Source organism: Sphingomonas turrisvirgatae (genome assembly GCF_001721295.1).
In the GTDB taxonomy this organism is placed as follows: domain Bacteria; phylum Pseudomonadota; class Alphaproteobacteria; order Sphingomonadales; family Sphingomonadaceae; genus Sphingomonas; species Sphingomonas turrisvirgatae.
Window position 1 is genome coordinate 1 of record NZ_MDDS01000021.1, and the last position, 19,849, is coordinate 19,849.

Here is a 19,849-nt window from a genome sequence, read left to right on the forward strand (position 1 = left end):
GTCCCAGAGATCTCGTGCCTCCGCACATCTCCATCCACCTTAATTATCTGGAGTAGAATCGATGTCCTCATCTCGCAAATCTGCGCCTGCACGCGAACCGCTCGACATAAATCTCGACTGCAAAGAAGCCGTGATCGACTATCTGACGCGGGCATTCCCGGTCCAGCAGATGACCTTCTTCCGCGATGACACCGGCGAGGTGCGCTCGCGACCGCTGTTCGACGAGAGCGGCCACCCGGTCACCAACCCCGAAGCCGAAGCCGAGCGCGACAATCTGGTCGAGCAGCTTTGCGCGCTGCCGCCGATCGCGGCCGTGCTCGATGCCATCATCACCCGGTTCGGCACCGAGATGGTCGCCGAGGTGACGGGGCGCACCAAGCGCCTCATCACGGTGAGCGGGGGAGGGCAGAAGCTCGAATCGCGCTCGGCCCGCGCCACGCAGGCCGATTCCGCCGCCTTCATGGAAGGCACCAAGCGCATCCTGGTCTTCTCCGACGCCGGCGGGACCGGGCGGTCTTATCATGCCAGCCTCGATGCGAAGAACCAGCAGCAACGCGCGCATCTGCTCCTGGAGCCGGGCTGGAGGGCCGATCGCGCGATCCAGGGTCTGGGACGCACCCACCGCACGCATCAGGCCTGCTCGCCGCTGTTCAGGCCCGTGACGACCGACTGCAAGGGCGAACTCAGGTTCACCTCGACCATCGCGCGGCGTCTCGACAGCCTCGGCGCGCTGACACGAGGCCAGCGCCAGACCGGGGGTCAGAATCTCTTCGACCCGGCCGATAATCTCGAAAGCGATTATGCCAAGGCGGCGCTCATCAGCTGGTATCACCTGCTCGTCGCCGGCAAACTGACCAGCACCAACCTCACCGACTTCCAGCATCGCACCGGGCTCGAACTGCTCGACACCGACGGCGTCCTGAAGGAGGATTTGCCGCCGATCCAGCGCTGGCTCAACCGGCTGCTCGCGCTGCCGATCGGACTCCAGAACTGCATCTTCGACGAATTCCTGGCTCTGGTCGAGGCACGGGTCGCGGCCGCGCGCGAGGCGGGGACGCTCGATGTCGGCGTCGAGACGATGACGGTCGAGACCGCGACCGTGCTCGACGATACGATCCTGCGCACCGACCCGGTCAGCAAGGCGACCTCGCACCTGCTGACGATCGAGGTGACGCGTCGCCGCAACCCCATGTCGCTCGAGCGCGTGCTGCGCATCGCCGATACCGACCAGACCGCCGTGTTCGTACGCAACGGCAAGTCGGGCAAGGTCGCGCTGCGAACCAACGCGCGCTCCTGGCTGACCGAGGACGGAGTGGCGGTATCGCGCATCGAACTGATGCGTCCAACCCGGCACGAATATCTCGCACTCGACGATCTCTACGAGACGGCATGGGAGGAATGCAGCCGCGCACGGTTCGAGACGGACTGGTCGGCCGAGGTCGAGGAGATCCGCGGCAAGCTCGACGTCGAGACGATCCGGCTCGCGACCGGGCTCCTGCTGCCGATCTGGTCGGCGCTCCCGAGCGATCATCTCGTGGTCAACCGCGTGGTCGATGCCGAGGGTCGCTCCTGGCTCGGGCGCATGGTGTTTCCGGGCGACGTACCCGCGCTGTTCTCGAAGATGGGCCTCGACAGCAACGACGTGCTGAGCCCGGCCGAGGTCGCGCGCGCCGCGATGGAAGGCGGGACGATCACGATCCAGCGACCGTTCGTCTGCGAGGTGAAGCGCGTGCGCGTCAACGCGAGGCCGCGCATCGAGATCAGCGGCGCACCGGCCAACCAGCTCGCCTGGCTCAAGTCGATCGGCTGCTTCACCGAGATCATCGCCTACAAGACGCGCGTCTTCATCCCCGTCGAGACGGCCGATGCGGTCCTCGCGCGGCTGATGGCCTGACCGGCACGACAACCGACAGCTAGCTGCCAGCTAGCCGCTTGTTGGCGCGACCTGGTCGCCCTCCCGCTGTGGCGGGAAACGAGAGGGGAGAAGGAGCGGGGAGGGTGTCCGGGTCGGGGGAAACGCCCGTGCGCCGGACACTTTCCCGCTCATGGAGACGATAGATGACCCAGACCGTCAAACTCGCGAAGCTGAAGCGTTCCGAGAAGAACGTGCGTACCACCCCGCCGAAGAACATCGAGGCGATGGCCGCAAGCATTCGCGCCCGCGGCATCATGCAGAACCTGCTGGTGACCGCCGCCCGCCCCAAGGGCATGTTCGAGATCATCGCCGGTGATCGCCGCTATCTCGGTGCGATGATGCTCGCCGAAGCCGGCGAGATCGCTGCCGCCGACTACGACGTGCCGGTCAAGATCATCACCGGCGACGAGGCGGACCTGCGCGAGGTGTCGCTGACCGAGAATTTCCAGCGCGAGCAGATGACCGTCGCCGAGGAATGCGTCGCGTTCCAGCACTTCCTCAAAACCGACGGTGACGTCGATGCGGTCGCCAAGCGGTTCGGCCAGACCCGCCGCTTCATCGAGGGACGGTTGCGCCTCGCCGATCTTGCCGAACCGATCTTCGAGGCGCTGGCCGCAGGCAAGATCTCTTACGAGATGGCCAAGGCTTATGGCTCGACGGCCGACAAAGCCAAGCAGAAGCGCGTGTTCGAGCAATACGGCCACTCATCCTACGTCAACGCCGACCAGATCCGCCGCGCGATCGCCAACGACACGATGAAGGCGACCGACCCGATCGCGATCCTGGTCGGTGCCGATGCCTATGTCGCCGCGGGCGGCCGCATCGAGCGCGAACTGTTCAGCGAGGACGGCGACCGCTGGACCGACCCCGAACTGGCCCAAACGCTCGCCGCGACCCTCATGGAAGCCGAGGCAAAGCGTCTCGGCGAGGAGCTGGGCGTCGGGTGGGTACGCCCCGTCGCCACGACCAGCCTCTACGGCATCACGTCCGACCTCCACCGCGTGACGCTGCCGGCAGCGCCGCTGACGGACGAGGAACAGACCCGCTGCGACGAGATCGAGGAACGCATGCAGGTCATCGAGAGCGACATGGAGGATGAGGGTATCGACGACGATACCTATGCCGCGCTCGATGCGGAATCGGATCGGCTGCGCGAGGAATATCAGGCGATTCATGACAAGGCGCCCGAGCTGACCGACGAGGTCAAGGGCCAGGTCGGAGTGTTCCTGACGCTCGGCCGCGACGGCAAGATGACGCTCGACACCACCTACTACAGCGAAACGCCGATCCGCCTGCCCGGTGACGATCGGCCGCTGCCGTCGTCGCCGTCGTCACGTCGTACTGCCGACCTCCCGCCTGAGGCCGTCGCTCCTGGCGGCAAGCCGCTCAGCGCGCGGCTCCATGACGAACTTGCGGTCCAGCGCCGCGACATCCTCGCCGCCTCGATCCTCGGCGATCCGGGGCTCGCGCTCGACTATATGCTGTTCTGCCTCGCCGATCCCAGCCACGGCTACGGCCGCTACGGGACCACGGTGCGCGCAGGGCGTCCGCAGGACCCGCAGATTCCCAAGGATCAGCCCGCCACGCAGGCGCAGGTGGCGATTGCCGAAGCCCGCGAGGGTCTCGACACGTCGTGGACCGAGGGGGCGAACCCGGTCGAGCGGTTCGAGGCGTTCCGCGCGCTCAGCGACGACGCCAAGGCGGCCTGGCTCGCAGTCGTGGTGGCGACCTCGCTCGAGGCCAAGCCCGATTACAGCTCGGTCACGACCAACCCGCTCCATGCGCGGCTCGCCTCGATCCTCGAGATCGAACCCGCCAAATGGTGGCGCCCGACCTCGGCGAACTTCTTCGACCGCGTGTCGAAGGGTACGCTGCTCGCGCTGCTTACCAGCGTCGGGGGCGCGCCGCTCGCGGCCCGCTACATGGCATCCAAGAAGGGCGAGATCTCGACCAGCTGCGAGAAGCTGTTCGCCGGCGAGGCGATCACCGAGGCGGAGACCAAGGAAGCGGCGCTCGCCTGGGTGCCCGACGCGATGCGGTTCGACCTCGTGTCGGCCGCCGATGCTGACGAGGCGTTCGGCGACGAGCCCGACGATGAGGGCTTCGACGACGACGGCGACACCAATGATCTCGGTGCCGACGATGCCGGAATCGACAGCGACGAGGCGCTGATCGCGGCCGAATAGCCCCCCGATACCCCCGGCCCGTTCGTCTCCCGGGCACACCTTGGCGGCTGTCCCTCACCGGGGCGGCCGCCTTCTTTTTACCCGCGGCCCGTCACGCGTGGCCCGCGCATCGAGGGAGTTTTCCCATGACCTTTCCCCGCAAATCGACTGCGCCGCGCCGCGATGTCGCGGCCGAGATCACCAACCTCATCATTGCCAAGCTGGAAGCCGGCGTCCTCCCCTGGTCGCGCCCCTGGGGGCTGACCGGGGCAGGGGGCCGACCGCTGCGGCATTGCGGCACGCCCTACACCGGCATCAACGCGCTCTATCTCTGGGCAATCGGCGACGCCCAGGGGTTCTCTGGCCGCAACTGGATGACCTACCGACAGGCGACCGAGCTGGGCGGGCAGGTCCGTCGCGGCGAGCATGGCGCGCACAGCGTCTATTATTCGACCTTCTCGAAAACAGAGGCGGACCGCGTCACAGGCGAGGCCGCAACCAAGAATATCCGGTTCCTGCGCTCGTACACGGTGTTCAACGTAGACCAGATCGACGGCCTCCCGGCTTATTATTATCCGGTGCCAGCACCGCCCGAGCCTCGCATCGAGAGCCGGCACCGCGCCGCGATCGATGCCTTTTTTGGGAGCCTGCCTGCGACCGTTCGACATGGCGGCGACCAGGCGTTCTATTCGCCGATCGGCGACTATATCCAGCTGCCGCAGCGCGGGGCATTCCGCTCGGACGATCATTACGCCAGCACGCTCGCCCACGAATATGTCCATTATTCGGGTGCGCCGCAGCGTTTGAACCGCGAGTTCGGCAAGAAGTTCGGCGACAACGCCTATGCGTTCGAGGAGCTGGTCGCCTGCATCGGCCAGTGCCTGGTCTGCGCCGACCTCAATCTGCCCGGCGAGCTGCACGACAACCACGCCAGCTACGTCGATCATTGGCTGAAGATCCTGAAGGGCGATTCAAGCGCGATCATCAAGGCCGCGGCGAAAGCCGAGCAGGCGGTGACCTGGCTCCATAACGCCGCCGCGGGTGGCGCGCCCGGGATCGACCAACCCGAAGCCCTCGCAGCATGACCTGGAGATCGCACCATGCACATCGAATTGCGCAAGCTGAAGGTGGTCGACGCTTTGTCCGAGGAAACGACCTGCTACTCGGCCGAGATCTGGATCGATGGGCAGCGCGCCTTCCTCGCCTCGAACCGCGGTCATGGCGCCGCGGACGATTACCATGCCGTCGGCAGCGTCACCGAACAGGCGGTCGATGCCTGGCTCGCCGCCAACCGGCCCGTCTCGCGGCTCGGCGACAGCGTCATGCCGCACTGCCTCGAATTCGAGGTGGCGGCGCTCATCACCCGGATCGAGGAGGCGAAGCGGCTGCGCCGGCAATGCCGGACGAAGCTGGTGACGATCGAGGGCGACCAGGTGTTCTGCTATCGGCTCAAGGGCAGGACACCCGCCATCGTGTTCGCCGGCGTGCAACGCCTCACCCCGTCGGCGCGCATGGTCAACGGCGATGACGCCGCGCTCGACGAGGCGGTCGCCGTGATGATCGCCCAGGCCGGGAAGCACGCCTCATCCTGATCGCATGACAGCTTCCACCCGATAGGACAGGATACGCACCATGCAACCGCAACGCCGCCCCCTCATCCGCGCACTCGCCTTCGACGAGGTCGGCGCCGCGATCGGCCGCCTCGTGGATGTCGCCTCGTCCGATACCGGGCAGGCCGCGCGCGTCGCGGACTTCCTGCTGGCGTGGTGGAATGGTGACGACAACGGCCACTTCCCCATCCTCCACCTCAGCAACTGCGACGCGATCATTTCCGAGGACATGCTAATTGTCATGGCCTGGCTCGCGCAGGAGCCTGCGATCTATCCCGATGCGTGGGGCTATCGTGACGCAATGGTCGACCTTGTCGGCCGATGGAGGCTGCGATGAGCGCACGGCCGTTACAACCATTATGGGCCTGCTTTCGTTTGCCCCGAACGCAATCATGGCGGCAGACCGTAGTGGGAGACTGGCATGAGCGATAATATACGGCTCGCGCTAATGCGGCAGGCGCTCGCGCTTTATGACGCGACCGACGACGGAGCGACCGTTGCCGCCTGTCATCTGCAGGCCGCGGTCGATGCGGAGCAGGGTCTGCGGCCTATGCAACCGGGCGAGGACATCGATCCTGAAATACCGGAGCAATTACGTAACTGGTTATCGTGAAGGGGAGGGGGAGCGAATTTCTGAGCGCGTGAGGCGCTCGGGAGATCGCTCATGCCCTACGATGTCGCCTTCCGCCACCAGCAGGCGCTCGACCCGAGCGCGCTGGTCACGATTGGAGCAAGCCTTCACGCCATCACCCGCGCGATCGACGACTGCCGCAACGCCGGCATCGCCTTCGAGACCGATCCCGCGGTCATCCTGCTCGCCCGCCATCTCGCAAGCGTCACCGCGCGGCAGTCCGAAGACGCGCTCCTCAAGCGGCGCTGCATGGACCGTATCGCCGAGCTGCGACAGCACCCGGCGCTGCTGACGCTCGCGGTGCGCGGCGTCGCGCACGATGCGGCCGCCAAGGATCGCTTCCACAGCGACGGACGCAAGGCGCTGCGCCGGCTCGCCGAAACGCTGGGGCTCGACCCCGCGCACTACGACCTTCGCTCGAACCGCAGCCACGCCTCCCGGTCCGGCGAGATCACCCTCCACGGCGAGGAGCTGTGGATGCAGCTATCGCTCCACGGCACCATGGCCGACCGCGAGGTCATCTACCGCCGCGTCAGCGGTCGTCACGATCACCTCGGGGAGCGCGACTGCTACGCCTCGATCCGCGACCTGCTCGCGCCCGAGCGGTTCGCCGTGCGGCTGCGCAAGGAATTGCGGCTCACCCCGCCGGTCGCCGAGCCGGTCAGCCTGTTCGGCTGATCGATCACCCGTCCACACACGCGAAAGGACCGCCATCATGGGCTGGCTAAGCATGCCGCTGTCGTCGATGTTCCCGCACACAGGCCCCAAAGCCTATCTCGACGCGCAATTCACCTACGACAACCGCGATGCCGACGGGAAGGGCAAGGCGCTGCGCGTCATCGCCTCTTCCTGCCTGCGCAACAAGGTCTGGTACGCGGCCGTGGTGCCGTCGACCGACGGCACCGACGAACCCGCCTTCGCGGCCGTCTGCCTGGTCAGCTGGAATCCGCGTGCCAAGGACGGATTCGTGTTCGCCTACAAGGATATGACCGAACACGCCGGGCCATGCGAGGCCGAATGCCCCGAGCGCATCCTCTCGCTGCTCGGCGATACCGACGATCCCGGTGCGCTCGACTGGCGCCGACGCTGCCTCGAGCGGCTCGCGACCCCGGTACGCCCGCTCGAACACGGCATGCACATCCGCTTGCCGAGCAAGGTCACCTTCGTTGACGGCTATGAGGGAGACGAGTTCATCGTCCACAAGCGCGGCCGCAAGATCTCGCTCGCGATCCCCGGCAACAGCTACCCGAAATATCGGATCGGTAACCTTCGCAAATGGGCGTGGACACTCGTGCCGCCCAAGCCCGAAACTCGCGTCCACAAGACGGTGTTCGGTTGATCGCCGACATCCCCCACGTCAGGATCATCGCCATGTCCGCCCCGTATCCGCCCGTCACACCCAGCCCGAAGCGGTCGCAGCTCTGCAGCCGCGCCCATGCCCAGCGCGTCGCCATGCGGATGTTCGATGCCGGCGCACGCCAGGTCTCGATCGTGCGCACCGGCGATCCGCTGCAACCCTTCCGCGTCCTCCCGGTCATCGTCGACGGGCCGAACGTCGAAGTCGAATTGCGCTACGCATGAGGGGCGCGCTGCTCCTCGGCATCGCCGCGCTCGCCGCCTGCGGGGCAGGGGCACCCCAGGGCCACGACGGTGCGACGATCACCGGCGAGGGGCGGGCGATCGACGGCGACACGGTTTCGGTCGATTTCCGCCTGTCGGGGGCCGACGCCTTCGAGCGCAAGCAGATGTGCTCGAAGGACGGTGCCTGCTATCCATGCGGCAAGTTTGCTCAGGATTCCGCCTCGCGTATCCTCAAGAGCGGTGTCGCCACGATCCGCATGACCGGCGCGAGCAGCTATGGCCGCCCGATCGCCATCGTGACGGTCGACGGCTACGACCTGGGCGAGCAACTCATTTTGCAGGGTCTGGCGGTGCCGGCGACGCAATATCTGCGCGGCGATCCGCAACGCGCCGCGCGCTATGTCGCCGCGGCAGAACAGGCCCGGTCAGCGGGTCGCGGTGCCTATGCGGGGGAATTCATCGATCCGGCGCGCTGGCGGCGCGGGGAACGCCTCGCGTGCGAGGCGCGTTATTGATATCCCCCCCTTGGAAGAGGCGGTCCGGCATGCTCCCTTGCCGAACCGCCTTTTCTTTTGTCGTCAGCCCTTGAGCTTCGGACCGGGGCCACGATCGTCGGAATCGTAATCGGGTCCCGGGTCATGCGACCAGGACGCGCCGATCGCGAACGCCGGGTCGAACCGGCCCAGCGGACCGTCCGGCTCGGCCGCGACATACGGGTTGACCAGCGGCTTCACCGGCAGCTTGTTGCGGTAGATGTGCCCGGCGATGCGACCGCGCGCCTCCAGCAGCTTCTCCAGCCAGACGAGATCGTCGAGCATGGTCACGACGCCCTTGCCGGCGACGCAATAATAGAGGCACCGCTGGAAATCGTCGCACGCGGTGCTGAGGATCGTGGTCAGCTTGACCTTGCCCTCGTTCTCGCCCTCATGAATCCATTCGAGCGATTCCCGCAACTCGCGCGCCGAGAGATACGCATCCTCCGGATTGCTGCCGATGCACGCTCCGGCGAGCATGCGCCGGGTGACGCGAATATCCAGATCGACCGACAATTCGGTGAGCACCGCGTCGAGGTCGAACTCTCCGATAAATTCCGAACGCTTCATGGCCAGCTCCTTTGTTCATTGAACGTAACGTGAACAAAGGCGACAAGGCAAGCATTATGGAGTAGCATCACCACCATGTGGCTCGTCCCGCGCGATACCCGGGGTCTAACCTCCCGCTCGCCCGTCCCCGACGTGGTGCGCGAGGCGCTGGTGCGCTGGTATACCGGCGAAGGCGAGGACAGCGATCACCGCGCGTCGGTCATCATGGTGGTCAAGGCACGCGACCATCACCAGTGGATCGCCTGCGACTGCCTGGGGGAGGGGACGGACCCGCCGCTACTCTCGCCGGCCTATCTCTCCGAAGCCGAAACCTATTACCTGCGACGCCTTACCAGTATCCGCCAGCGTCGCCCCGAGCATGACGTCGACTGCCCCTTCTTCCGCGAGCAGGCACCGCCCCGCATCCGCGAGAAAGCGACCGCCACCCCGCGCACGATCAACGAGCCGGACGGGCTGTTCTCGGCGCACCGGCTCGCCCCCGAGAAACTGGCGCAGCTGCCCGACGACAGCGAACCCGACGATCGCACCCGCGGCGTCGCGATCCCGCGCCTCGCGCGGCTGCTGTGGCAGCTGATGGAAATGGCGCAGGTCAACGTCGTCGAGCCGCTTGAGGTCGGCGAGCCGCGCACCACGTCGATGGCGAGCGAATTCGCGGCGATGCGCGCCGCGGCCGAACGGGTCCAGATCGCACCGGGTATCCCGCTCGCGCGCCATCTCTACACCCACATCGACCCCTACGAACGCGGCATCGTATTCGCGAAACTGCGCGAAGCGGCGAAGAAATGGCCGACCGAGCACGCCCCGCAGGCCTTCCTCCTGCTCTATGCGATCGACGTCTCCGGCTCGACCATCACGCTTGCCGAAGGGCGCGAGTTGATCGTCAAGAACCGCATCCGCCACATCGGCGTCCACCAGCGCCACATCGGGCCACCCTATCTGGTCCTGGCCGTCGTCGGCGAGCACAACCCGCGTGAGGGCTATGCCTGCCTGCGCGCCTATGCGCAGCCGATCGCGCGCCCCGCCAACTTTGTCGCGATCCACAATCTCGCCGAGCGCAAGACGATCGTCGGCCTGCTCGATCTCCAGTACCGGCTTCGCCGGCGCGGCATCGGCGTCGGCTTCAAACGGCTCCTGTTCGATATCGCGACGTTGATCGGGGAGATGCGTCCAGACCTTCTTCTCGACCTGCGCGACTTCACCACCGGCGAGGTGATCGAGGCGGCACTCGAAGTCGTCACCGGCGATGACGCCGACACGCTCGGGTTGAAACTGCGTCAGGTCGAAAAGCTGCGCGAGATCGCCCCCGTCGTGACGATCCATGCCGAGGATCTCGAAGGCGACAGGCTCGAGGCCGCCGTGCTCGACCAGCTGCACATCGGATGACGTCGTTCACAGGAATTTAATCGAGGGCCATCATCCTCGCGTCATGGCATCGACCACCCAGGCCAGAAACCAGCGGCGGATCCTGCGCTGGGCGCAGTCGTCGCTATGCGCCGGATGCGGAATGCCCCTGCCGAGTCCCCGGCACCTCGTCCGCTATCATCCCGATTACCCGACATTCGACCATGTCACGCTGCGCAGCGCGGGTGGACGACGATTACTGTCGAACGGCCTGCTGAAGCATCTGCGCTGCAATCAGGCACGGGGCGCGAGGCCGTCGACGGGGTGCGATGCGATCTGGATGACCGTGGTCGCGGCGCGGCTCGCCGATCGCCCGCGCAGTCTCAAGCCGATCTTCAAAGGTGGCGCTCGAAATCCCGCATTCCCGCCGCGCAAGGAAAAGGCCGCCCCGGTTTCCCGAAGCGGCCCGATCGTGTCATCGAAGGTCGAGCGTCAGATGTCGTCGCCGAGCGTGCCCTTGACCGAACCCTTCACGTCCTGAGCGGACCCCTTCAGCTTCTGGGCCTTGCCCTCGGCTTCGAGGCTCGCATTGTCGGTCGCCTTGCCGATGCCTTCCTTGACGTTGCCGGCCAGCTTGTTACCCGCCGCCTTCAGCTTGTCAGTCGCTTCGCCCATGATTGATCTCCTGTCGTGAATTGTCGGGATAGATAACAATTTGCGCGTGGCCGCGTCCCGCGCTGCCCCCCACGGCTGCACCATGATCGGTCCTGCCCGCCGCCGGCAATCCGGGCGACCGGATGAAGGAGAGAGGGAGGGGATCTGTCGATTCCATTGAGGGAGACGACAGATGACCCCGTTCCAGCCCAGCCCCCAGCCCGACACGACCCCCTGGGACGCGCCCGATCGCGCCGACCAGGTGCTCCCCGGTATCTGGCGCGTGTGGACGCCCAGTCATGGCGGCTATGTCCTGTCGGACGAACGCCAGGCCGCGATGCCCGACGCGCTGCGCCGCGACGATCCCTTCTATGAGGAAGACGTCGATTATGCGCTGGTGCTGTACGGCTTTGGCAGCGAGTTTCGCCGCCTGCCCATTCCCGGCATCGCCCTGCAGGTCGAGAATGCGCGCCGCTCGGTCCGCTGCTGGCATCCCGATCGCTGGACCGCGCTGACCGGCGAGGAGGTGTCGATCCACGACAGCCATGTCGTCCGCCGCCGCGCCGCCTATCAGGCGGTCATCGGCCAGTATGAAAGCGTCTCGGCCTCAGGTTCCTGGGCGGACTGGGTGCCCGAGGGCAAGGTCGGCTGCGTCTTCCGCCGTGTCGTCAGCGTCGATGCGCTCGGCTTCGCGCGCCACGAAGGCGAGCCGATCCACGGTCTCGTCGACAAGGATCGCTACGAACGCCGCCAGATGCCGGAGACGTTCGAGAGCCTCGACGCGGTCCGCGTCGAGAGCACCGCTCCGATCTCCAAGCAGGTCGACGCGAGCGCGCTCGCGCATCTCCTCCCAACCAGCTGAAAGGACACGCCATGAGTGTCTATCTCTATCTGTTCCACGGCCGCGCCACGCCCGACGAGGACGTCGAAAGCTGGGGCTGCGAAGGCCCCGCGATCGGCCCGCTCGACTATGTCCATACCACCTACGGCAGCGAGGTGAAGATCCGCGGCGCGGAGGCGGTCCTGGAAAAGTTCTTCCCGGATACGGAAATTCATTCCCACGACGGCTACGGCGAACACGCCATTCAGCTCGCCGGCGACTGCTTGCCCTACGACGGCAAATTCTACGGTGACTGGTCGATCTGCACCGGGGATCGCTTGTGCTCGCCTGCCGCCTCCCGGGTCAAGCCGGTGTGCGACGACTGCGGCAGCGACAACGTCACCAAGGACGCCGTCGCGGCCTGGGATGAGCCCGAACAGGCCTGGGTGCTGCTCAGCACCTACGATTCCACCACCTGCCAGGACTGCGAGCGCGAGAGCGACGACATGCTCGAATGGCGGACGCTCGACGGTGCGCCCGCTCCCGATCCCGACGCTCCCGCCATCCCAGCCAACGATCCGGCGCCCCCTGATGCCGACGCCGCCTGACCCGGAGGACCACGCCATGACCTGTGTCACCCCGATTCGCGCGCCCGAGGCCGCGGACAATCGCGTACCGCTCGGCCATCATTCGACCGGCACGCTCAGCCTCGACCTCGATCGCCTGCTTGCCGGACGCCTGCTCATCCAGGGCAGCTCCGGGGCGGGCAAGAGCAGGACCTTGCGCCGGATCATCGAGGAGGCGTTCGACTATACGACGCTTGCGATCGTCGACCCCGAGGGGGAATTCGAGAACCTCGCCCGCCATATCGGCGCGACCACGATCCGCGCGGTCGAACTCACCGCCGACGGGCTGACGGCCGCGGCGACGCGCAGCCGGCGACATCGGCTGTCGATGCACATCGACCTCACCGACCTCGATCCCGACCAGCGGATCATCAAGGCAGCCGCGTTCTTCGCCGGCCTGGTCGGCGCACCGCGCGAGGACTGGGCGCATACCATGCTGGTGTGCATCGACGAGGGGCATCTGCTCGCACCGCATGTCGCCGGTTCCGCGCTCGATGCCGATGCCCGCCGCCTCGGCGTCGCCACCCTGACCGACCTGTGCGCGCGGGGCCGCAAGCGCGGTCTCGCCCCCGTCATCGCCACCCAGCGCCTCGCCAAGCTGTCGACATCGGTGGTGTCCGAACTGCAGAACGTGCTGGTCGGCCTCAACGTCTTCGACCGCGACATCGCGCGCGCGGCCGACCTGCTCGGCTTCCCCGCGCGCGATGCCGACATGCTGCGCAACCTCGCCCCGGGCGACTTCTTCGCGATGGGACCCGCGCTCTCGGCAACGCCGGTGCTCGCCCATATCGATCCCACCATCACCGAGCATCTCGGCAAGACGCCGGAACTGCGCGCTGCAGCCTCTGTCGATGCCGACGAGGCGGCGAAGCTGCTCGATCTGGCAGGCCTGGCCGAGGTAGCAGACCACGGCCCCGCCATCGCGCTCAAGGGCACGCGCGCGCTCGATGCCTTCCTGCTCGATCCCGCCGCGACCGACGCGGCCGCGATCATGGATGCGCTGAAGCGCATCTCCCCCAACGCCAGTACCGCGCGCGACCTCGCACGGCACCTGTCGCTCGACGCCGAGCGCACCGACCGTGCGCTCAACCTCCTGTCGGCGATCGCCGCGGTCGACACCATGCCCAAGGGCGACGACCGGATCGCACGGCTCCATGCGCGGCTGCGCGCGCGGCTGAGCGACGTCGCCGTGGTGTCGCTGTGACCGACCTTGCGCCCGATATCGTAGAGCTGGTCGCCTGTCCGACGCTGCCCGAGCCGTGCGGGCGCTTGCGCGAAATGCCGTTCCGGCACGATGCCTGGACTCCCGACGAGATCGCCACAGTCGAACGCATGTTCCGCGATGACGCCGCGATCGACGACATCGTCGCCGCGCTCGGTCGCGGCCGCGCCGGCGTGCGCGACAAGATCGCCAAACTGGGCCTGCGCCGCAATTCGTCGCGTCCGTGGTCGACCGACGAAGACGCATGGCTCACCCGCGAATATGGCCTTCGCCCCACGGCCGATCTCGCTGGAGATCTCGGCCGCGCCTGCACCAGCGTCTATGCCCGCGCGGGCGTGCTCGGGCTGACCGAAGGAAATCCTCCAAAATGGAGCGACTGGGAGGATGCCCAGCTGCGCGCCGGCTACGCGCAGGCGATCCCGATCGCACAGATCGCCACGCTGATCGGACGCCCGCTGTCCGGCACCGCGACCCGTGCCAACGCGCTCGGTTTGCGCCATCCCAACAAGCCCGCTGACTGGACCGAGGCCGAGGCGACGCGGGCGCTGACGCTGGCCGGGGAGGGGCTTCGTTATATCGCGATCATCGACATTCTCGCCACAGAGGGCTTTCCGCGCAGGACCAAGGCTGGCTTCGGGCCGCACCTGCGCAAGCTCGGCTATGGCCGGGGATGGGGCCGCAACTGGACCCCTGACGAAGACACACTGCTCATCCGCGCCTATGCCGACGGGGCAAGCCTGACCCCGCTCACGACCAGGCTCGGCCGCACGAAATGCTCTATCCGCTGGCGCGCCGACTATCTCGGGTTGCGCGGCACACATGCCAACCGCGACGGGTTCCGGGGCGGGCCGGTGTGGAGCGACAATGATCTGGAAAGGCTGCGCGACCTTTACGGCACGATGCCGATGGACGCCCTGGCGACGAAGATGGGTCGCACCAAGGCTTCGCTGTTCACGCGCGCGAACATCCTCGGCCTTGTCCACGGCTATCACCGGAAATGGACCGAAGAGGAGATCCGGGCGCTGCGCATCGCGCACGACTTCGGCGTCGCGCTGCCTGATGTTGCGGCAGCGATCGGCCGCAAATATCCAGCGGTCCACAAATATGCCGAAAAGCACGAGCTTCGCTTCTCGCGTCGCCCGCGCCGCGCAGCCCCCTGGACGCTCGCCGAAATTATCGCGCTCGATCCTTCGGGAACGGGCGTCACCGACCATGTTGCCATCCCCGGCACAATCGATGAGGAAAAGCCATGACGCCGCTTCGCCTCGCCCGCGATATCGCAACCGGCGCGCCGATCGACCGCGACACCCGGCGCGCGCGCCTGCTCGCCGCGCGGCGCTATGCGATCAACTCGGTCCCGCGGCGCGGCATCCTCAGCGGTCACTGGGACGCGGGCACCGTGGTCGGTGCCTTCCGCGACGGCAAGGCAGGCTGACCAGGGCTCGGCCCGATGGGCCGGTGAAGGAGAGAGGGAGCGGGGAGGGAAGGCGTGACGGACGCCTGAGCCCTTTTCCAGGAGCGCACTCCCATGATCCCTGCCACCATCGCGACCGCGGTCGCCCCCGAGACGATCGCCAAGGTCACGCGGCTGTTCAACAACACCGCGTTCGACGTCATCAGCGAACTCCTCCAGAACGCGCGCCGCGCCGGTGCGACCGGCGTCGCGCTCGCGCTCAACAGCGCGGGCGCCGAGCACTTCCTCCACATCACCGATGACGGTCACGGAATCGCCGACCCGGTGAGCGTCGTCACGCTCGGCCGCTCGGGCTGGTCCGACGAGACACGCCGCGCCGAGGACCCCGCCGGCATGGGCGTGTTCAGCCTCGCGGGGCGCGACGTCATCATCCGCTCCTTCTCGAAACCCGACCGCCAGGGCTGGATGGCGCACATCCCCGCCTCGGCCTGGGAAACGTGCCGCCCGATCGCGATCGAGTCCGATCCGATCATGCGCGGCACCGCGATCACCGTGCGCGTGCCCGACGAATGGCTGACGACGCTCGACCGCGACGTCGCCCGCGCCGCCAAACATTATCCGGTGCCGGTGACCTGGAACGGCGAGGTCCTTCCGCAGGAAGACTGGCTGAAGGACGCGGTCCATGTCGAGGAATGGTATGGCGTGCGGATCGGCGTGTTTCAGAAACACCCCTCGCATTATTCCTCGCGCGACGGACGCCTGAACTTCCATGGGCTGACCATCCCGTGCGACCTTCCGTACGTCCAGGAGGTCGATCGGGGCGGACACTGGATCGCGCGGGTCGATATCTTCGACGCCCCCCAGATTCAGCTCGTCCTCCCGGCGCGCAAGGAAGTGGTCGAGAACACCGGCATCGCCGCCCTGCGCGACGCGGTCCGCCTCGCGATCTACCGCGCGATCGATGCCGCGGGAACGCACCGGCTGTCGGCGCATGACTGGCGCGAGGCGCGCGCGCTCGGGATCGCGCTGCCGGAGGCCGAGCCCTATCTGCTGGCCTGGACCGCCTATGCGGCCGACAGCTCGCGCAATTACGAGAGCGGCGCGCGCGTGACCGACACCGGCATGGTGCTGATGCCCGATTTCGACGCGCTCATCGGGCAACCCGCGCAGGCGGCGATCGCGAAGCATAATCCGTTCGGTGGTCCGCTGGTCGAGGCGCAGGACGCGTTCAAGGGCTATGGCTGGTACGATATCCTCGCCCGTGTCGAGGATCTGCGATTCCGCGTCACCCAGGGCGATCGCACGTTCATCGTTTCCGACAGCCGCGAGGCACCCGCCGAGGCGGACAGCGGTTGGGTCGAGGCGATCTCGCTCGAAGCGACGATGAGCCACGCTGGCGCGTTCATCGAGGTGTCGACCGGCGCCGATATCGCCTTCGCGCCCGACCAGTGGTCGTGCAACTCGGTCGACGAGACATCGGTGTTCGTCCGCCGGGGCAGCGAGGTCACCGCGCTCGGCGTCGCCGACATCCTCGAGAGCGCGATCTTTTACGCCAGCGACGACAGCGATGCCGACAGCTACGACACGCAGCTCGAACGCTTCCAGGCCGATGCGGCCGAACGGATCATCGGCCTGCTCGAAGGCGACGATGCCGCGCTCGAGAACCGCATTCGCGACAAACTGGCGGGACATTATTTCCTCGTTCCCGAGGACCGGACAGTCACCGTCGTCATCAATCGCGACCGGCTCGACGTGACGATTACGCCTCGCGCGGTGCCGGCCGCGCCCGAGGCCGCAGCGGAGGGCGCGTGACATGGAACGCTACAATCACGCCTACACGATCGCGTTCAGCCTCGTCTCGAACGACGACAAGGGCCACGACGTCGACGCGCGCCAGCTGAAGGAAGCGCTGCTCGCACGGATCGAGAACCTCGACGAAGAAGGTAGCTGGGTCGAGTCTGCCGGTGCGCCGTATGACACCTATCTCGAACCGGAGGATGCACCATGACCAGCGCCGCAGTTCCGGTCGTGCCCCTAGCGCCGCCACCACCAGTGGTGCTGGCCTACGGCATCGGCGTCGACAGCACCGCGCTGCTGATCGAGAAGCACGCGCGCGGCGAAGCGCCCGACCTGGTACTGACCGCCGATACCTCGGTCGAGAAGCCGGCAACCTACGAATATCTCGACGTGATCCGGCCCTGGATGCGCGATCGCGGTATCCCGTTCGAGCTGGTCAGCTATGTCCCGCGACGATTCAAACATTGGCCGCCGTACTACGGCATCCTCGAGATGTGCCTGACCAATGCCACGCTGCCGAGCAAGTCGCTCGGCGGGTCGAGTTGCAGCCTCAAGTACAAGAAGGCGCCGCAGGACAAATTCCTGTCGACCTGGCAGCCAGCGGTCGACGCATGGGCGCGCGGGCAGCGTGTCGTCCGCCTGATCGGCTACGACGCCGGACCGCGCGACACCGCGCGCGCCAACCACGCGCTGTCGATCGACGATCCACTGTACGACTGCGAGTATCCCTTGCGGGACTGGCGATGGGACCGGCCCGACTGCGTCGCCCGCATCCAGGCTGAGGGTCTGCCGGTGCCGCCCAAATCGGCGTGCTGGCTGTGCATCGCCAACCACCCGGACGAGATCCGAGGGCTGCCACAATGGTGCCTGCGGCTCATCGTGCTGGTCGAAGCGCGTGCCGCACCGCGGCTGCACACGGTCGAGGGTCTGTGGCGCAGATCGACGCGCGCGCGCCCCGGGTCGATGACCGCCTTCATTCGCGACGAGCATCTCCTGCCGGCTGACGAGATCGACCGCATCATCCGCGATGCGCCGCTCGACCTCATCCGGTTCCAGGACGTAGCGGCGGTGATCCCGCTCGCTGAGCGCCCGACGATGGGCGACTGGCTCGACCGCTTTCATGCGGCCTTTCCCCAACGAGGCCGGGGACGAAGCGACGCGCTCGCCGCCTGAAGTCCCCGCCACCATCGCAATCGACCGAACGGAGGATCATCACATGATTTCGACCGCAACCGAAACGCGCCTCGAAGCCGTCGCCCAGCTCAACGACCGTTGCCGCCAGGGGTTCGACCGCACCGCGAAGATCGTCATGACACGCGCGTGCCTCGGCGCGCTGTCGAACGGCACGCTTGCCTCGGAAGCCATCGCTCAGGCGCATGTCCTGCAGGCGCTGCGCCGCTACACTTTCCCCGCCGACTGTCCCGAGCGCGATCACGGCCAGTTCGAGCTGTCAGGCGAGACGATACACTTCCGTATCGATTATTATGATGCGTCGCTCGAATGGGGATCGGAAGACCCCGCCGATGCCAGCGTCACGCGCCGCGTCCTCACGCTCATGCTGCGCGAGGATCTGTGATGTCGCGCTTCCGCCCGTCACCCGGCGACATCGCCGCAATCCGCGAGGCCGCCCGCCGCGAAGCGAATTTCGACCATGTCGGCGAGGTCGTGCTCGAAACAGGTCGCCGGCAAAGCCTCACCAACGGCGACGCGTCGATTAACTTCGCACTGATCTCGGACGATCCCGAATGGACGGACACCGACCTCGACGATCACGAGCCCTGGTCGGCGTTCACGCGTGGCGTCGAGCTGAGCGACGAGGGACGTGGTCGGTTCGATTTCTATATCCGCCGCCGCGGCGACCCCCACCGCGATCTTCACGGTAACATCTCCATCGACGTCGAGAATGGTCACATCGTCAGGATCTACGGCTATCCGGACAGCTACCCGCTAGCTGGCAGCTAGACGATGGCGATCGAGATCATCCTCGGCCTGCCGCATCTCGCCAACGGGCCAATCCTTCAGCGCGCGGTCGCGCTGCAAGCACCCGTGCTGATATCGGCCAATTGTCTATCGCGCTGGCGCAAGGCCGATGGCTGGCGAGAGTGGTCGGGGTGGCGCACCGGCACGCTCGCCAACGCGCGACCGCTCGCCAGCGTCGACCTTGATTCCGCCGGTTACACCATGATGGTCCGCTATGGTGGGCTTCCCTGGAGCATCGCCGATTACATGGCGCTCGCGGCATCCTGGCCGTTCCGGCGCTTCTCGTCAGTCGATTACTGCTGCGAAGAGGGCGTTGCCCACGACCGCGAGGAAGTGCTCGACCGCATCGCGCGCACCACCGCCACCAACCGCGAATGCTTCGCCCGCGCCGGCGACCTCGGCATCCGCGACCGGCTGATGCCCGTCCTCCAGGGCCGCGTGCCCGACGACTATGACCGTTCGCTCGACGCGATCGGCGGGCTTATCCTGCCCGGCGCCATTGTCGGGATAGGCAGCATGTGTCGGCGTCCGGTCCACGGTCGCGAAGGACTGATCGCCGTCGTCGAGCGGCTGACCCGCATCCTGCCGATCGGCGTCAAGGCGCACCTCTTTGGGGTGAAAGGCGACGCGCTCCCGTACCTCACCCCGTTCGCGCGCTGGATCGCGTCGATCGACAGCCAGGGATGGGGCGTGGGCGTGCGCCAGCACGCGCTCAAGCATCGCATCGCCAAGACAGATGCGCTCGCCGCCGACTTCATGGAACGCTGGTATCGCACGCAGTGCGCGCGAACGCTGGAACCTCCGCGACACATGTCCGAGGCCGCGTCGCCGTCTCCACCGCCACCAACAGCCGACCCCTGGGAATGCGCGATCGCGCAGGCCCGCGGCGAGATCCGCGCCCTAATCGAAAGCGACGACCTCGATCACGACGAAATCACCACAGGGTGGATCGAGCAATGGGCGGCCGAAATCTACGCCGACGCGGCGTGA

Annotated in this window: 25 protein-coding genes; 23 read left to right on the plus strand and 2 right to left on the minus strand. The window is 66.9% G+C overall.

The window, feature by feature from the left end; translation table 11 throughout:
- The first annotated feature begins 169 nt into the window (after nucleotides 1-169).
- From BFL28_RS08955 to BFL28_RS09000, 10 genes are all read left to right on the plus strand, one after another.
- The gene (locus BFL28_RS08955; RefSeq protein ID WP_069320279.1) at nucleotides 170-1,894 is read left to right on the plus strand and encodes a strawberry notch C-terminal domain-containing protein; all 1,725 of its coding nucleotides are present in this window, start codon (nucleotides 170-172) and stop codon (nucleotides 1,892-1,894) included.
- Nucleotides 1,895-2,058: 164 nt separating this feature from the next.
- Complete coding sequence (locus BFL28_RS08960) at nucleotides 2,059-4,101, plus strand: ParB/RepB/Spo0J family partition protein (protein ID WP_069320247.1); 2,043 nt, start codon at nucleotides 2,059-2,061, stop codon at nucleotides 4,099-4,101.
- Nucleotides 4,102-4,226: 125 nt separating this feature from the next.
- Nucleotides 4,227-5,165, plus strand: coding sequence for an ArdC family protein (locus BFL28_RS08965; protein ID WP_069320248.1), 939 nt, complete (start codon nucleotides 4,227-4,229; stop codon nucleotides 5,163-5,165).
- Nucleotides 5,166-5,180: 15 nt separating this feature from the next.
- Nucleotides 5,181-5,672 (plus strand): hypothetical protein, encoded by a 492-nt coding sequence (locus BFL28_RS08970; protein WP_069320249.1) that lies wholly within the window; start codon nucleotides 5,181-5,183, stop codon nucleotides 5,670-5,672.
- A gap of 40 nt (nucleotides 5,673-5,712) precedes the next feature.
- Entirely contained in the window at nucleotides 5,713-6,027 is a 315-nt protein-coding gene (locus BFL28_RS08975) for a DUF7673 family protein (RefSeq protein ID WP_010408907.1), read from the plus strand.
- Nucleotides 6,028-6,111: 84 nt separating this feature from the next.
- Nucleotides 6,112-6,303: a hypothetical protein gene (locus BFL28_RS20910; protein ID WP_024310640.1), complete on the plus strand. Its 192-nt coding sequence runs from the start codon at nucleotides 6,112-6,114 to the stop codon at nucleotides 6,301-6,303.
- 51 nt (nucleotides 6,304-6,354) lie between these two features.
- Nucleotides 6,355-6,999, plus strand: a complete 645-nt coding sequence (locus tag BFL28_RS08985; protein WP_010408914.1) for a hypothetical protein — start codon at nucleotides 6,355-6,357, stop codon at nucleotides 6,997-6,999.
- Between the two features lie 37 nt (nucleotides 7,000-7,036).
- The gene (locus BFL28_RS08990) at nucleotides 7,037-7,660 is read left to right on the plus strand and encodes a DUF6927 domain-containing protein (protein ID WP_010408917.1); all 624 of its coding nucleotides are present in this window, start codon (nucleotides 7,037-7,039) and stop codon (nucleotides 7,658-7,660) included.
- Complete coding sequence (locus BFL28_RS08995) at nucleotides 7,657-7,902, plus strand: hypothetical protein (RefSeq protein WP_079247040.1); 246 nt, start codon at nucleotides 7,657-7,659, stop codon at nucleotides 7,900-7,902. Before BFL28_RS08990 ends, BFL28_RS08995 begins: the two co-directional genes overlap by 4 nt.
- On the plus strand, nucleotides 7,899-8,417 hold the full coding sequence (locus tag BFL28_RS09000) for a thermonuclease family protein (protein ID WP_010408925.1): 519 nt from the start codon (nucleotides 7,899-7,901) through the stop codon (nucleotides 8,415-8,417). The genes BFL28_RS08995 and BFL28_RS09000 overlap by 4 nt, the downstream gene beginning before the upstream one ends.
- Before the next feature lie 63 nt (nucleotides 8,418-8,480).
- Here BFL28_RS09000 and BFL28_RS09005 read toward each other — a convergent pair whose 3' ends face one another.
- A complete protein-coding gene (locus BFL28_RS09005; RefSeq protein ID WP_016510268.1) occupies nucleotides 8,481-9,005 on the minus strand; it encodes a hypothetical protein in 525 nt (174 codons plus the stop codon).
- A 75-nt stretch (nucleotides 9,006-9,080) separates the two neighbouring features.
- Between BFL28_RS09005 and BFL28_RS09010 the strand changes: the two genes are divergently transcribed.
- Both BFL28_RS09010 and BFL28_RS09015 read left to right on the plus strand, forming a co-directional pair.
- Nucleotides 9,081-10,388, plus strand: a complete 1,308-nt coding sequence (locus BFL28_RS09010; protein WP_010408929.1) for a hypothetical protein — start codon at nucleotides 9,081-9,083, stop codon at nucleotides 10,386-10,388.
- A gap of 121 nt (nucleotides 10,389-10,509) precedes the next feature.
- Nucleotides 10,510-10,887: a hypothetical protein gene (locus BFL28_RS09015; RefSeq protein WP_131818622.1), complete on the plus strand. Its 378-nt coding sequence runs from the start codon at nucleotides 10,510-10,512 to the stop codon at nucleotides 10,885-10,887.
- Here the strand turns inward: BFL28_RS09015 and BFL28_RS09020 are convergent.
- A complete protein-coding gene (locus tag BFL28_RS09020; protein WP_010408931.1) occupies nucleotides 10,839-11,021 on the minus strand; it encodes a CsbD family protein in 183 nt (60 codons plus the stop codon). The genes BFL28_RS09015 and BFL28_RS09020 overlap by 49 nt on opposite strands.
- Nucleotides 11,022-11,193: 172 nt before the next feature.
- Here BFL28_RS09020 and BFL28_RS09025 point away from each other — a divergent pair, with 172 nt between their 5' ends.
- The 11 genes from BFL28_RS09025 to BFL28_RS09075 all read left to right on the plus strand — a co-directional run bounded on the left by BFL28_RS09025 (nucleotide 11,194) and on the right by BFL28_RS09075 (nucleotide 19,849).
- Nucleotides 11,194-11,862, plus strand: coding sequence for a DUF7007 domain-containing protein (locus tag BFL28_RS09025; protein ID WP_069320250.1), 669 nt, complete (start codon nucleotides 11,194-11,196; stop codon nucleotides 11,860-11,862).
- Between the two features lie 11 nt (nucleotides 11,863-11,873).
- Nucleotides 11,874-12,428 carry a hypothetical protein gene (locus BFL28_RS09030; RefSeq protein ID WP_069320251.1) on the plus strand — a complete coding sequence of 185 codons (555 nt, stop codon included), beginning with the start codon at nucleotides 11,874-11,876 and terminating at the stop codon, nucleotides 12,426-12,428.
- A 16-nt stretch (nucleotides 12,429-12,444) separates the two neighbouring features.
- A complete protein-coding gene (locus tag BFL28_RS09035) occupies nucleotides 12,445-13,650 on the plus strand; it encodes a helicase HerA domain-containing protein (protein ID WP_069320280.1) in 1,206 nt (401 codons plus the stop codon).
- Nucleotides 13,647-14,921, plus strand: coding sequence for a hypothetical protein (locus BFL28_RS09040; protein ID WP_069320252.1), 1,275 nt, complete (start codon nucleotides 13,647-13,649; stop codon nucleotides 14,919-14,921). Before BFL28_RS09035 ends, BFL28_RS09040 begins: the two co-directional genes overlap by 4 nt.
- Nucleotides 14,918-15,103: a hypothetical protein gene (locus BFL28_RS09045; RefSeq protein ID WP_024310655.1), complete on the plus strand. Its 186-nt coding sequence runs from the start codon at nucleotides 14,918-14,920 to the stop codon at nucleotides 15,101-15,103. The genes BFL28_RS09040 and BFL28_RS09045 overlap by 4 nt, the downstream gene beginning before the upstream one ends.
- Nucleotides 15,104-15,196: 93 nt before the next feature.
- Nucleotides 15,197-16,894, plus strand: coding sequence for an ATP-binding protein (locus BFL28_RS09050; RefSeq protein ID WP_069320253.1), 1,698 nt, complete (start codon nucleotides 15,197-15,199; stop codon nucleotides 16,892-16,894).
- A 1-nt stretch (nucleotide 16,895) separates the two neighbouring features.
- A complete protein-coding gene (locus BFL28_RS09055; RefSeq protein WP_069320254.1) occupies nucleotides 16,896-17,090 on the plus strand; it encodes a hypothetical protein in 195 nt (64 codons plus the stop codon).
- The gene (locus BFL28_RS09060) at nucleotides 17,087-18,052 is read left to right on the plus strand and encodes a hypothetical protein (protein ID WP_069320255.1); all 966 of its coding nucleotides are present in this window, start codon (nucleotides 17,087-17,089) and stop codon (nucleotides 18,050-18,052) included. The genes BFL28_RS09055 and BFL28_RS09060 overlap by 4 nt, the downstream gene beginning before the upstream one ends.
- A 43-nt stretch (nucleotides 18,053-18,095) precedes the next feature.
- On the plus strand, nucleotides 18,096-18,455 hold the full coding sequence (locus BFL28_RS09065; protein WP_069320281.1) for a DUF3768 domain-containing protein: 360 nt from the start codon (nucleotides 18,096-18,098) through the stop codon (nucleotides 18,453-18,455).
- Nucleotides 18,455-18,841, plus strand: a complete 387-nt coding sequence (locus BFL28_RS09070; protein WP_069320256.1) for a hypothetical protein — start codon at nucleotides 18,455-18,457, stop codon at nucleotides 18,839-18,841. Before BFL28_RS09065 ends, BFL28_RS09070 begins: the two co-directional genes overlap by 1 nt.
- A gap of 3 nt (nucleotides 18,842-18,844) precedes the next feature.
- Nucleotides 18,845-19,849 carry a deazapurine DNA modification protein DpdA family protein gene (locus BFL28_RS09075; RefSeq protein WP_069320257.1) on the plus strand — a complete coding sequence of 335 codons (1,005 nt, stop codon included), beginning with the start codon at nucleotides 18,845-18,847 and terminating at the stop codon, nucleotides 19,847-19,849.

Excerpts from the sequence above, each read along its gene's own strand:
- BFL28_RS09015 (WP_131818622.1), top strand. The coding sequence starts at position 10,510 with ATGCCCCTGCCGAGTCCCCGGCACCTCGTCCGCTATCATCCCGATTAC.
- BFL28_RS09025 (WP_069320250.1), top strand. The coding sequence starts at position 11,194 with ATGACCCCGTTCCAGCCCAGCCCCCAGCCCGACACGACCCCCTGGGAC.
- BFL28_RS09035 (WP_069320280.1), top strand. The coding sequence starts at position 12,445 with ATGACCTGTGTCACCCCGATTCGCGCGCCCGAGGCCGCGGACAATCGC.
- BFL28_RS08960 (WP_069320247.1), top strand. The coding sequence starts at position 2,059 with ATGACCCAGACCGTCAAACTCGCGAAGCTGAAGCGTTCCGAGAAGAAC.
- BFL28_RS09000 (WP_010408925.1), top strand. The coding sequence starts at position 7,899 with ATGAGGGGCGCGCTGCTCCTCGGCATCGCCGCGCTCGCCGCCTGCGGG.
- BFL28_RS20910 (WP_024310640.1), top strand. The coding sequence starts at position 6,112 with ATGAGCGATAATATACGGCTCGCGCTAATGCGGCAGGCGCTCGCGCTT.
- BFL28_RS08985 (WP_010408914.1), top strand. The coding sequence starts at position 6,355 with ATGCCCTACGATGTCGCCTTCCGCCACCAGCAGGCGCTCGACCCGAGC.
- BFL28_RS09070 (WP_069320256.1), top strand. The coding sequence starts at position 18,455 with ATGTCGCGCTTCCGCCCGTCACCCGGCGACATCGCCGCAATCCGCGAG.
- BFL28_RS09030 (WP_069320251.1), top strand. The coding sequence starts at position 11,874 with ATGAGTGTCTATCTCTATCTGTTCCACGGCCGCGCCACGCCCGACGAG.
- BFL28_RS09075 (WP_069320257.1), top strand. The coding sequence starts at position 18,845 with ATGGCGATCGAGATCATCCTCGGCCTGCCGCATCTCGCCAACGGGCCA.
- BFL28_RS09010 (WP_010408929.1), top strand. The coding sequence starts at position 9,081 with ATGTGGCTCGTCCCGCGCGATACCCGGGGTCTAACCTCCCGCTCGCCC.
- BFL28_RS09055 (WP_069320254.1), top strand. The coding sequence starts at position 16,896 with ATGGAACGCTACAATCACGCCTACACGATCGCGTTCAGCCTCGTCTCG.
- BFL28_RS09060 (WP_069320255.1), top strand. The coding sequence starts at position 17,087 with ATGACCAGCGCCGCAGTTCCGGTCGTGCCCCTAGCGCCGCCACCACCA.
- BFL28_RS09020 (WP_010408931.1), bottom strand. The coding sequence starts at position 11,021 with ATGGGCGAAGCGACTGACAAGCTGAAGGCGGCGGGTAACAAGCTGGCC.
- BFL28_RS09050 (WP_069320253.1), top strand. The coding sequence starts at position 15,197 with ATGATCCCTGCCACCATCGCGACCGCGGTCGCCCCCGAGACGATCGCC.
- BFL28_RS09065 (WP_069320281.1), top strand. The coding sequence starts at position 18,096 with ATGATTTCGACCGCAACCGAAACGCGCCTCGAAGCCGTCGCCCAGCTC.
- BFL28_RS09045 (WP_024310655.1), top strand. The coding sequence starts at position 14,918 with ATGACGCCGCTTCGCCTCGCCCGCGATATCGCAACCGGCGCGCCGATC.
- BFL28_RS08975 (WP_010408907.1), top strand. The coding sequence starts at position 5,713 with ATGCAACCGCAACGCCGCCCCCTCATCCGCGCACTCGCCTTCGACGAG.
- BFL28_RS08990 (WP_010408917.1), top strand. The coding sequence starts at position 7,037 with ATGGGCTGGCTAAGCATGCCGCTGTCGTCGATGTTCCCGCACACAGGC.
- BFL28_RS08965 (WP_069320248.1), top strand. The coding sequence starts at position 4,227 with ATGACCTTTCCCCGCAAATCGACTGCGCCGCGCCGCGATGTCGCGGCC.
- BFL28_RS08970 (WP_069320249.1), top strand. The coding sequence starts at position 5,181 with ATGCACATCGAATTGCGCAAGCTGAAGGTGGTCGACGCTTTGTCCGAG.
- BFL28_RS08955 (WP_069320279.1), top strand. The coding sequence starts at position 170 with ATGACCTTCTTCCGCGATGACACCGGCGAGGTGCGCTCGCGACCGCTG.
- BFL28_RS09005 (WP_016510268.1), bottom strand. The coding sequence starts at position 9,005 with ATGAAGCGTTCGGAATTTATCGGAGAGTTCGACCTCGACGCGGTGCTC.